The sequence below is a fragment of the Paraburkholderia sp. CNPSo 3281 genome (assembly GCF_024206515.1).
Classification (GTDB): domain Bacteria; phylum Pseudomonadota; class Gammaproteobacteria; order Burkholderiales; family Burkholderiaceae; genus Paraburkholderia; species Paraburkholderia nodosa.
Genome location: NZ_JAMBPS010000050.1, coordinates 45,819 through 57,316, shown reverse-complemented (window position 1 = coordinate 57,316; position 11,498 = coordinate 45,819). Strand labels below are relative to the sequence as shown.

General features: G+C 60.3%; 11 protein-coding genes and 1 pseudogene. 7 read left to right on the top strand and 5 right to left on the bottom strand.

Annotated features, from left to right (window positions below):
- From M3I56_RS32295 to M3I56_RS32275, 5 genes are all read left to right on the top strand, one after another.
- The coding region (locus M3I56_RS32295; protein ID WP_254357459.1) for an electron transfer flavoprotein-ubiquinone oxidoreductase at positions 1-1,393 on the top strand (1,393 nt) is incomplete at its 5' end.
- A 36-nt stretch (positions 1,394-1,429) separates the two neighbouring features.
- Entirely contained in the window at positions 1,430-2,266 is an 837-nt protein-coding gene (panC, locus tag M3I56_RS32290) for a pantoate--beta-alanine ligase (protein ID WP_254357456.1), read from the top strand.
- A 96-nt stretch (positions 2,267-2,362) separates the two neighbouring features.
- A complete protein-coding gene (locus M3I56_RS32285) occupies positions 2,363-3,172 on the top strand; it encodes an SDR family oxidoreductase (RefSeq protein ID WP_254357454.1) in 810 nt (269 codons plus the stop codon).
- A gap of 91 nt (positions 3,173-3,263) precedes the next feature.
- Positions 3,264-3,869, top strand: a complete 606-nt coding sequence (locus M3I56_RS41195) for a TetR family transcriptional regulator (RefSeq protein WP_309249201.1) — start codon at positions 3,264-3,266, stop codon at positions 3,867-3,869.
- 164 nt (positions 3,870-4,033) lie between these two features.
- Entirely contained in the window at positions 4,034-4,192 is a 159-nt protein-coding gene (locus tag M3I56_RS32275; protein WP_254357452.1) for a hypothetical protein, read from the top strand.
- A 297-nt stretch (positions 4,193-4,489) separates the two neighbouring features.
- On the opposite strand, the gene M3I56_RS32270 is transcribed toward M3I56_RS32275, so the two are convergent.
- Both M3I56_RS32270 and M3I56_RS32265 read right to left on the bottom strand, forming a co-directional pair.
- Positions 4,490-4,885 carry a type II toxin-antitoxin system VapC family toxin gene (locus tag M3I56_RS32270; RefSeq protein ID WP_254357450.1) on the bottom strand — a complete coding sequence of 132 codons (396 nt, stop codon included), beginning with the start codon at positions 4,883-4,885 and terminating at the stop codon, positions 4,490-4,492.
- The gene (locus M3I56_RS32265; RefSeq protein ID WP_254357448.1) at positions 4,882-5,148 is read right to left on the bottom strand and encodes an AbrB/MazE/SpoVT family DNA-binding domain-containing protein; all 267 of its coding nucleotides are present in this window, start codon (positions 5,146-5,148) and stop codon (positions 4,882-4,884) included. The genes M3I56_RS32270 and M3I56_RS32265 overlap by 4 nt, the downstream gene beginning before the upstream one ends.
- Positions 5,149-5,488: 340 nt before the next feature.
- On the opposite strand from M3I56_RS32265, the gene M3I56_RS32260 reads away from it, so the two are divergent.
- Complete coding sequence (locus M3I56_RS32260; RefSeq protein ID WP_254357446.1) at positions 5,489-5,941, top strand: response regulator; 453 nt, start codon at positions 5,489-5,491, stop codon at positions 5,939-5,941.
- 104 nt (positions 5,942-6,045) lie between these two features.
- Here M3I56_RS32260 and M3I56_RS32255 read toward each other — a convergent pair whose 3' ends face one another.
- The 3 genes and pseudogenes from M3I56_RS32255 to M3I56_RS32245 form a co-directional block, all read right to left on the bottom strand.
- Positions 6,046-7,710, bottom strand: coding sequence for an ATP-binding protein (locus M3I56_RS32255; protein ID WP_254357445.1), 1,665 nt, complete (start codon positions 7,708-7,710; stop codon positions 6,046-6,048).
- Positions 7,711-8,335: 625 nt separating this feature from the next.
- Positions 8,336-8,650, bottom strand: a pseudogene (locus M3I56_RS32250) (IS6 family transposase); the annotation flags it as partial.
- A gap of 244 nt (positions 8,651-8,894) precedes the next feature.
- A complete protein-coding gene (locus M3I56_RS32245) occupies positions 8,895-9,818 on the bottom strand; it encodes a LysR family transcriptional regulator (protein WP_254357443.1) in 924 nt (307 codons plus the stop codon).
- A gap of 172 nt (positions 9,819-9,990) precedes the next feature.
- On the opposite strand from M3I56_RS32245, the gene M3I56_RS32240 reads away from it, so the two are divergent.
- A complete protein-coding gene (locus M3I56_RS32240) occupies positions 9,991-11,496 on the top strand; it encodes a CoA-acylating methylmalonate-semialdehyde dehydrogenase (RefSeq protein ID WP_254357441.1) in 1,506 nt (501 codons plus the stop codon).
- Positions 11,497-11,498: the final 2 nt, after the last annotated feature.

Genomic DNA, 11,498 nt, shown 5'->3' with positions numbered 1-11,498 from the left:
CAAGTTCCTTTTTCTTTCCGAAACGGGGGCTAAATCGGTGCCGAACTGGGCGCTGCCCGACAACTTCAAGAACCACGGCAACTATGTCATCAGCCTCGCGAACGTCACGCGCTGGCTGGGCCAGCAGGCGGAAGCCCTGGGCGTGGAAATCTTCCCCGGCTTTCCGGCCGCCGAAGTGCTCTACAACGACGATGGCTCGGTCAAGGGCGTCGCCACCGGCAACATGGGTGTCGGCAAGGACGGCGAGCCTACCGGGAACTTCCAGCTCGGCATGGAGCTGCACGCGAAGTACACGCTGTTCTGCGAAGGCTGCCGCGGGCATCTGGGCCGTCAACTGAACGAGAAGTTCAAGCTCGGCAAGGATTCGGATCCGCAGGTCTACGGCATCGGCATCAAGGAACTGTGGGAGATCGATCCCTCGAAGCACCAGCCCGGCCTCGTGATCCACACCGCGGGCTGGCCGCTCGAATCGGACACCTACGGCGGCTCATTCCTGTACCACATCGACCACAACCAGGTGATGGTGGGCTTTGTCGTGGGTCTGGCGTACCAGAACCCGTATCTCTCGCCGTTCGAGGAATTCCAGCGTTACAAGACGCATCCGGAAATCCGCAAGTACCTCGAAGGCGGCAAGCGCGTGTCGTACGGCGCGCGCGCGATCACGGCGGGCGGCCTGATGTCGCTGCCCAAGCTCGTGTTCCCGGGCGGCGCGCTCGTGGGCGACGACGCGGGCTTTTTGAACGCCTCGCGTATCAAGGGCAGCCACGCGGCGATCAAGACCGGCATGCTGGCCGCGGATGCGGCGTTCGAAGCCGTGCAGGCGGGCCGCCAGAGCGATGAACTCGCGGCTTACCCGGAAGCGTTCAAGCAGTCGTGGCTTTACACGGAGCTGTACAGGGCGCGCAACTTCAAGCAGTGGATGAGCAAGGGTCTGTACCTGGGCACGCTGATGGTGGGCATCGAGCAGAAGCTGCTGGGCGGCAATGTGCCGTGGACGCTGCATCACCAGCATCGCGACCACGAGATGCTCAAGCCCGCTTCGCAGTGCAAGCCGATCGAGTATCCGAAGCCTGACGGCAAGCTCACGTTCGACCGGCTCTCCTCGGTGTTCATCTCGAACACGAACCACGAAGAGAACCAGCCTGCGCACCTGACGCTCAGGGACGCGAGCGTGCCCGTGAACGTGAACCTGCGCACCTACGCGGGCCCCGAAGCGCGCTTCTGCCCGGCCGCGGTGTACGAGTTCATGAAGAACGACGACGGCAGCGACCGCCTGCAGATCAACGCGCAGAACTGCGTGCACTGCAAGACCTGCGATATCAAGGACCCGACGCAGAACATCGTGTGGGTCACGCCCGAAGGTGGCGGCGGCCCGAACTATCCGAACATGTAAGCAGTACGTGGTTAAGTCTCAGAGGCAAGATCCTGCATGAAACTGATTCGGTCTGTCGAGGAACTGCGAGCTCAATTGCGCGGGCAAAACCGCACGGCCTTCGTGCCGACAATGGGCAATCTGCACGAAGGACATCTTTCGCTGATCCGTCTGGCACGACAGCATGGAGATCCTGTCATTACCAGCATTTTCGTGAATCCGCTGCAGTTTGGACCGGGTGAAGATTTTGAGCGTTATCCGAGAACGCTTGAGGCGGACCTGGAGAAGCTTCAGAAGGAGAATGTCTACGTCGTCTTCGCCCCTACGGAACGGGACCTCTATCCGCAGCCGCAAGAGTATCGCGTGCAGCCTCCTGGTGGGCTTGGCGACATGCTCGAGGGGGAGTTCCGGCCGGGCTTCTTTCAAGGCGTTTGCACAGTCGTAATGAAATTGCTGTTATGCGCGCAACCGCGCGTGGCGGTGTTTGGAAAAAAGGACTATCAACAGCTGATGATTGTTCGGGAAATGTGCAAGCAGTTCGCGATGCCCACGGATGTTGTGGCCGGCGAAACCATCCGCGACATAGATGGACTTGCGCTGTCCTCTCGCAATCGTTTCCTGACGCCGGAGCAACGCGTGGAGGCCACTACGCTACATCGGCTCCTCAACAGCGTGCGCGAGGACATTTTGAGCGGTCGACAGGATATCCAGCGAATCGAACGGAGCGTGTTCTCAACGCTGGTCGATCGCGGCTGGAAACCCGACTACATCTCGGTCCGAAAGCAGGCCGACTTACGCTCTCCAATGGAGTCGGATGTCGTCGATCGAAAGCTCGTCGTGCTGGCGGCGGCGCGCCTCGGCAGTACACGCCTTATTGACAACCTTGAGATTTGAACCCTTGATGCTATGCCTTGCCACGGTGACTGGAGGGTAGGGCGAGAGCGCAACTCGAAGGCGCACCCTGCGCCTGCCTGACATTGGCGTTTCGTTATGACTGAACCAGCAATTCATTGCGGCGGCTCTCGTAGGCAATCGGTGCTTGTGACCGGAGCGGGCCGGCGAATCGGTCGCGCGCTCGCCCTTGGTTTTGCCGCGCGAGGATGGGACGTTGCCTTGCACTATCACGAGTCGAAGCGCGAAGCGCAGGAGGTTGTCGATCAGATCGCTGCGCGAGGCGGAAGAGCAATTTCCCTTTGCGCGGATCTTTCGAAAGAGGAACAGGTGAGGCAGCTTGTGCCCGCTTGTGTGCAAGCGTTCGGACGACTCGATTGCGTTCTGAATTGCGCGTCGCGGTTCGAGGAAGATACGGCCCAGACCTTTACTTACGATCTCCTGCTGGCGCTCATGAAGATCAACGTCGCTGCGCCGCTGGCTTTGGCGCGTGAACTCTACGATGCGATACCGGACTGTGCAGTTGCCGACGAGGCGCAGCGCGGCGTCGTTGTCAACGTTCTGGACCAGAAGCTTTACAACATGAATCCAGACTACATCTCCTATACCTTGACGAAAGCAGCGTTGGCGAATGCAACGATAGCGCTTGCGCAGGCGCTAGCGCCGAAGGTCAGAGTGGTCGGATTGGCCCCCGGACTTACGCTTGTCTCCGGCGATCAAACGCAAGAGCAGTTTGAGACAGCTCACCGAAAGACCCCGCTTCGGCGCGGGTCGCGGCTTGAAGACATCGTCAACGCAGCCGTCTATCTTGCCGAGGCCCGTGGAGTGACAGGGACGACCTTGGTCGTCGACGGAGGTCAACATCTTGTATCCAGCCAGCGCGACGTGATGTTCGCGAAATTTGAGTAGGCTTGCGGGACAAGGCCTCACATCTCGCGGCAAAGAGGGCGGATAGCTGTGCAGCGCGACAAGAGAACGCGTAGAAGACCGAGGGGACACGGTGAAGCGAAAAGTACAGGGACTCGTAACACGGGAAAAGATCCTCGACAGCGCGGAGATTTTATTTTTCGAGGGTGGCGTCAGCTCTACGTCTCTTGAAGACATCGCTCACGCGGCTGGTATGACCAGAGGCGCAATCTACGGTCACTTCTCAAACAAATGGGCCCTCGTGACGGCTTTGTTCCAGCGATCAGCTTTGCCTCTGGACCCGTTCACAATTCCGCCTGAGAAGTCGAACGGGACAACGCTTAGCGCTTTGCGCTCAAAACTTGAAAGGAGATTGGCCGACGTCCTTCACACCGGCACACAACGGCGCCTGTACTCCATCGCATTCTCCACTGCGAAATCTGAAGGAGGTACCGTTGTTTCTACATCGACGTTGGGGGAAGCTGCGCGAATCGCGCAGTCATCTATCGAGTCTGCGTTAAGGCTCGCCGCGGCAGATCGTGGCACCACTGATCACGTCGACTACGCCGTGGAAGCGATATACATTCACTCACTATTGACGGGTTGCTTTCACCTGAGTTTGCTCATGCCTTCGCATCAGGGCGCGGAGCAAGCCCTTGCGTCGGCTGTTGTAGCAAGGGCGCTTTCGACCCTTCTCTGACAATCTTGGCGGCCCGTTCTCTTACTACTTCTTCCAGTAGCTGAGCTGTTTGCCGGTCAATGATCGATGTGATCCAGTTGAGCCGATGTGTATCGATGGATTCCCAGCCTAGAGAAAGCATCCTCGATCGCCGTGTGAGGTGAATTGCTACGAGCTGGCCGGTAATGGTCAGGGCGCTCTTCATGGCGCGGGAGCAGGCGGGCCTGGGACCTCAGTTTCCCAACGCTCAATTGCACGATCGTATCTTTTGCATTCTGCTGATGCTGAACGAGATCAATCCGGTCAAGCCGATTTATTTCCCGCCCATTAAACCTCCGAATTGAAGAGGCTTGACAGCCGAGTCCTCATAGAAGCGGACATCTGAAAATGGCTTTGACATCAATTAGGGTTCGAATGACCGTTCGTTTTCAATGAGCCTCACTGCTGGCGAAGCTCCGGAGCCGGCACCGCACCGACGCAAAATACATAGGACCGCAAACTAAGCTGCGACTGTTATATTTATGTATCGTCGTGACGACGCTGTACAGCAACCCGCCTGACGATGTGGCTGGACGGCGACGAGCAATCCAGCCACCCACCTGAGCCGGCTAACTTCATCCTGACGGCCAGGTTCGTGCGGGTTACAGAAGCGTCGCATGATGGCCTTGCCTTGTCAGCAGCGACACGGCCCTCCTGTCAAACGAGTAGAACATTTCCCCCCCGAGCCATTTGCCGTCCCAGGCTATGACCCCGTCGGCAAAATCGCCGCCAGCCTCAAGCAGATCAAGTCCGGCCTCCGCCGCAGGCCGGTTGGCGACGACGTTGCGCGTATTCAGGATCGAACGGATCGCTGCCGCGATATCGGGCCGGTCAACCTTGTATGCGCTGCGCAGCACCGAGACCAACTCGCACAGTGTCTGCAGACTCACTGCCACCATGTCTGCCGTGTCCAGAAGCATGACGGCCCTGGCCGCCTGCTCTTCGTCGTCGTCAACGATCGTGCGCAGCAAAACATTCGTATCCACCGCGATCTTCACGCTTTACCCGCCCCCGCCCTGGTGCCGGCTTCAGCAATCGCGTCGTTGATCTCCTCGATGCTCAACCGCGCACCGTTAGTCTTTCCCTTGAGGACGCCCCGAAGTTGCTGGAATGATCCCCCGGGCCGCGCGGCCCGCAGTTCGGCCCGGCCGTCAGGCAGCAGGTCCAGCTCGATCTTTTCACCAGGCTGGATGCCCAGGTGCTGCAGGACTTCCTTCCGGAACGTAACCTGACCCCGGCCGGTGACAGTCAATGTGCTCATCTCTCACCTCTTCAGTAATACGCACACTGTAATGCATATTTGCATTACCTGCTATCAGACTCCTGGCACGGCAGCCGATTTGGCCGAAGGAATTGCGAGCGCGTCGATGCGGCGATTCTCGGCCTTGTCCTCCATGCGCTTGCCCTCCATGTCGACCGTCCAGAAAGCAGGCAAAACGTCGCGTGAGCCCGGCGCTGACATCGGGCCACCAATGAAACTACCCCCCCGTATCCGGAACGCTGCCGTCCTCCCGGCACGTCCGTTGCGGCACCGAAACGGTAACGGGGCGCTGCATTCGCTGCCGCGCACACCGGTCGCGAATGAATTCGACGGAGTATCCATGGCCAACGTGCTGTTCGTTGACGACGATCCGGAAAACGTCTGGCCGCTTGCGCTCGCGCTGGAAAGTCACGGTCACCGGGTGAGCGTTGTCGCTGACGCCAGCGCTGCCATGGCTTTCATGCGGCGGGAATTCGTTCAGTGTCTCATTACCGACTACCAGATGCCGGACATCGACGGCATCAGGCTGTGCCAGATGGTGCGAGCCTCGCCCACCATCGCCGGGTTGCCCGTCGTACTGCTTTCGGCTGCGCCGGAGCCGGATGGGTGCCCCCGGTGCTGGTCCCGGTTCCTGCGCAAGCCAGTGCAGGTGGGCCAGCTGATCGAGGCCGTGGATGCATATATCGCGGAGCGTCTGACCGTCGCCCGCCCTCCCTGCCGCCACGCCGCGGGCAGATTCCAGTATCTGTCGGCTGCGAGGTGGGCGCCCGTGAATAGCGCCTGCGGACCGTAGCGGGGAGTCGGCAAGGGTAGGACCAGATGGTGCCGTTGGCCGGCCGGTCCGCAGGCGGCCCCTGTCGCCGCGGCCATCGCCGTCGCGCCGGTCACGTCGCCATGTCACGATGCCAGAAGGTGTCGGAGCTGCTCGAGGTCCACCGGTTTGCCCAGATGCTCAATGAAGCCTGCCTGAATGGCGGCGGTCCGGTCGTGGCTCGAGACGTGGCCAGTCAGTGCGACGAGTTGAAGACCGGTTTGGTTCGCCATTGACCGAATGCGGGCTGCAAGGGCATAGCCATTCATGCCAGGCATTTCGATATCGACGAGGGCGAAGTCCGGTCGCCATTCTTCGAGAATCTTCAGCGCCTCGGCGCCGTCGGCGGCCGACCGCACCTCGTGACCTTCGAGTTCGAGCAGTCCGCCGAGGGCAAATCGGGCGTCCGCATTGTCGTCCACTAGCAGGACACGCCGCCGAGGCTGCTGACCGGTTGCCAGCCGGCCACCGCATTCGCCGACGATGTCGCTGCGGCGCAACGGGATCGTCAGGCGGGCTTCCGTTCCGAGGCCGACCCCGTTGCTGGTGATATCGACTACGCCGCCATGCAGCTGCGCGAAGCGCTGGGCCAGCGCCAGCCCGATGCCGAGGCCACCATCCTCCCCGGTGCGCGCCCGCGCGAACTGGGCGAAAGGCTCAAAGATGTGCGGCAACGACGCCAGCGAGATGCCGATGCCGTTATCGCGAACTACCACCGCGACGTGGGGTTCGCCGTTTCGCATGAGCCGTTCGACACTGACGGCAATATTTCCGCCCGGCGGGGTGTAGCGCACGGCATTTGACAGAAGGTTCGCAATGATCTGCGTAAGGCGAACCGGATCGGCAATCAGGCACAGGCCTTCTGGGGGAGTGGTTACGGACAGCGTGTGATGCCGCTCAAGCCGTCTTTCCTCCACGGCGCCCACCGCGTCGGCGAGCACGTCGTTCAGGGAAGTTTCGACTGGCGCGATGGTGAGCTTGTTGTGGTCCAGCCGGCTTGCGTCCAGCAATTCGTCCATTAACCTCTCGAGGTGCCGGATCTGCCGATGGGCGACAGCGAGATACCCACTGAGCGGCTCGCGGCCTTCGTTGACGACCTGTATCGCGTCGATTGCATTCCGGAGCGGACCGAGCGGATTGCGAAACTCATGAGCGAGGACGGCGATGACCTCGGAGTAGCGCTGCGTCTCGCGGCGGCTGCGGTCACGTGCTCGCACGAGCTCAAGCACGCCGCCGGCTACAGATGCCAGGTCCGTCAGCACACGCTGGTCTTCCTGGGTAAACCGGCAGTCCTCTTCGAGCGACGCCACCCACATCGCTCCCACCCGTCGGCCGCCGGATACGATGGGCAGTATCAGCGCCTCATGCACGACGCCGCACGTGCTCGCGAGAGCAGGAAAGTCGGTGGCAAGGGCTGTGAACAGCAGCGGCTCGCCGGCTTCAACCACTAAAGCGCAGGGGCATTCGCTCCATGGGGTAACCAACCCGCTCAGATGCGCGAGCCGGCCCGCAACTGTGCGCCACCGGAAGACGTTTTCCTCTCCTGCGCGCTCTAGAAGGCTGATGCCCGCCGTCTGCGCGCAGCATAACTCCATGGCGAACTCGGCTGTTTTCTGCAGGAGGGCATCACGCGAATCGGTCTGCGCGCTGGCGAGCGCAAGCAGGGCGCGGCATTCGCGCTCATAGTCGGGCTTTCTTGCCGCCCGGACGGCGAGGTTAGCCAGTGAAATACCGCCGAACCGTGTTCGCATGGAATCGCTGCCCTCTCTGATCACACCAATGCAGACGGACTTGCCTTCCGGCACACCTATTAGAGGATAGCCCGTTCCGGGCGGGCACCACCCTGGAAACGCGTCTGCAGTGAGGTTTGTCTCACAGCAACAACGAGGGAGGACGCACCGGTGCGGGAACTCCCCAAAGCCCCGAAGCGATAAGGGAGTATCGCCGCTTGGGGCGGCAGCCTGAGCGTTCGAGCAGCCGATCAGCCGTCAATCGCGACGATGCCGCGCGACATTGGTCATTCGCGCCAGCGCGCGGCCTTCGCCGCGTCGCTGGACCGGATCGCGGCTGTGGCTTGAGCGGCCACTCATCGCTGCTCGCCGGACGTTTCGTCGCTGGGCACGTCAACAATTGTTCCCCGGAGCGACTTCCGCGGCCCGCGCCACGACGTCCCGGGACATGCCAAAGCGAGCCGAACGCGAGGCGCGATGTGGCTACGATGACACCCATTTCGGGCCGTCACCCGCGTTGGCTGAACCGGACGTGCCGCACCGTGTTTTCCGCCGTCGGCGTTTCCACAGCGGCTCCGCTTTTGCGAAGGCGTTGTCAAGTTGGCTGCTGTAGGTCAATGTATCGACACACGCGTAGTTATCCTCATTAGATAACTGTCTGAACCGGGTCTGAGACGGTCCAGCCACGCCATGTTGCGAGACGCTCTTTCAGGATAGCGCGATGACGAGCAGCGTTCGTCTGATGTCTTGGTAGCGCGAAGTGCTGACGGATCGGGCCGAAGCACGAAAGAAAAGCCTGCGTGCGACGCGCATCGCGAAACCCGCACATCTGGCGTTCCCGCCAACGGGTCGGCTGGTGGCTGTTCTCGGCGCGGTTGTTCACGCGTGCGGCCGCTTTGACGAAAACGTGCTTTACCTGAGCAAGCTCAGGGATATCAGCCTTCGCCGCCGTGATAAAGCGATTTCATCTTATTCATCACTTCATTTTACCGCCCCATCTCCAGCAACCTGACAGTGCCACTCCCCGTGTGTCCTGTCATCGCGAGCGCGCTTTTCCTGTGTATGCGCCAGAGAGGAAATGGCCATAAGTCGTCGTAGTTGCAGCAGAAGGAACGACCGACCGCGATTGTTGCGCGTGCCGACCATGGCGCAATGCTCGAGCAGCGCGCGCGTAGCGCACCGTGAAGTATTACTCCCGAATTTCCTCACCCAATTGATATGCTCTGCGTCGTCCTTCCCATCAGGAAATCTTCATTGGCTTCCGCAACTTCCCGAATGTAGTCCCATAGCGCCTTGACGCGCGCCAGCTCGCGTCGCTCCGGCGGAGCCACCAGCCAGAAGGTGCGAGTGATGTTCACCGAATCGGGTAGCACAGGGATCACGTTGCCGATCACGCTGCCAAGGAAACACGGCAGCACCCCGATTCCGAGGCCAGCTTTTACGGCTTGTGCTTGTGCGATGACGCTCGTGCTTCTCAGGCAAGGCTTAAGTGTGGGGAGCCATTTTTGCAGCGAGAACTGCTGAGGCGAGAAGATGAGGTCGTCGACATAGTCGATCCATCGATGACCGACCAGGTCATCGATCGTTCGGATAGACGGATGCTTGTCGAGGTACTCAGGCGTTGCGTACGGCAACATGCGGTACTCGGACAGCTTGCATGTCACAAAGCTGTTGGCGCTCGGGCGGTCGATTGCAACCGACGCGTCGGCTTCGCGCTTTGACAGATTCAGCGTGCGAGGCAGCGGCAGGATGTCGACAGTGATGGCGGGGTGCCTCGTGCAAAACTGGGTCAGATGCGGGGTGAGGAAGAAGGTGCCGAAACCCTCGGTTGCACCCAGCCGGATTTCGCCGGTCAATGCGACGTTGTCGCTGAGCATGCTCGACTCCACGGCCGTGACCGTGCTTTCAAGCTTTTCGACATGCTCGAGTAACCGATGGCCAGCACTTGTCAGGCGAAGCCCTTGAGAACTGCGGTCGAATAGCTTCGAGCCTGTGTCACGCTCCAGTCGCTGTATCCGTCTGGAGATTGTCGACTGACTCATCTTCAACGTGTGCGACGCCTCCAGAGCCGACTGAGACCGAGCCGCCGCCAAGAAGATCCGCAGGTTATCCCAATCGAAATGATTCATCTTTTCCTCAGCGCTTCGCTATGCAAATTTGCATAGCTCAGTTCCATTTTATCCTATATCAAATGCAGAAACGGTGAAATACCATGCTTACCAATGCATAGAAATCAGCGCCGAGTTCCCGCCGGACATTCGCGCGCAATGACACAAGATTCCTACCAGGAGGCAACCCATCGTGAGCAGTTACATCGAGCATTTCATCGCAGGTAAGCCCTACTCGGAACCGGCGGCCCGATCCGGCGCGGTCCACAATCCTTCGACGGGCGAGGAGATTGCCCGCTGTGAGTACGGCACGCGTTCAACCGTCGATCATGCCGTTGCCGTCGCCACGGAAGCCGGGCGCCGCTGGGGGCGCGCCTCGCATGCCGCACGTCAGGCGGTGATCTTCAAATTGCGCGATCTGATGATCGCCAACATGGATGTGCTGGCCGAGGCGATCGGGCGCGAGCACGGCAAAACGATCCCGGACGCAAAAGGGGAACTGGGGCGCGCCATTGAAGGGATCGAATTCGCGTGCAATGCGCCGCACGTGACCAAGGGCGAATACACCAACAACGTCGGCGGCGAAATCGAAGTGTTCTCCATGCGGCGACCAATCGGTGTGGTCGGCTGTATCACGCCGTTCAATTTTCCCATCATGGTGCCCGCCGTCATGATGACCATGGCTGTCGCCGTCGGTAACAGCATTGTCTGGAAACCCTCCGAAAAGGTTCCGAGTGCGGCACTCGAATTTGCCCGGATCTGGAAGGAAGCTGGCTTGCCCGATGGGATCTTTAATGTCGTACAGGGCGACAAGGAAGTGGTCGATGCGATTCTCGAACATCCCGGCATTGCCGGGGTCAGCTTTGTCGGATCCACTGCCGTAGGCGAATACGTCTACCAGAAAGGGACGAATCATAACAAGCGCGTGGCCGCATTCACTGGCGGTAAGAACCACATGGTCGTCATGCCGGACGCGGACCTCGAAGCCGCTGCCAGCGCTTTCGTGTCCGCCGGATTCGGGTCGTCAAGTCAACGTTGCATGGCCGTCTCGTTGCTTCTGCCAGTTGGTACAGAAACAGCTGAGCGCTTGCGCGAGATCGTAATTCCGAAGATCCGCGCGCTGAAAGTTGGCTCTTATGACGACCCTGGTGCTGATTTCGGTGCGGTTGTTTCCCGCGAATCGAAGGTGTCCGTCGAGCACGCGATCGGCCGTTGTCTCGAAGAGGGCGGCGAGCTGGTGATCGATGGGCGTGGCTTTGCGGTACCAGGCCGTCCGAATGGTTATTACCTCGGACCGACGCTTTTTGATCGGATCACAACGGACATGCATCTGTATCGAGAGGAAGTGTTCGGCCCGGTGAGAGGCATCATGCGACCAGCGACGTTCGACGAGGCGATCGATATCACCAATCAGCACGAGTATGGCAACGGTTCGGTGATCTTCACGCGAGACGGGAAGTCGGCGCATCGCTTCATGATGGAAATCGAGTCCGGCATGATCGGCGTGAACGTCCCCGTGCCGCTGCCGTCCGCCTTCTTCAACTTCGGCGGCCTGCGTCGTTCAAAGTTTGGCGACGGTCACCTGTACGGTCCCGATGCGGCGCGTTTCTATACGAAATTCAAGACCGTATCTCAGCGCTGGCCGGAACCCGACGACGGAGCACTTCCGGTTTCACTGGCATTCAATCCGAGCGCCTGACA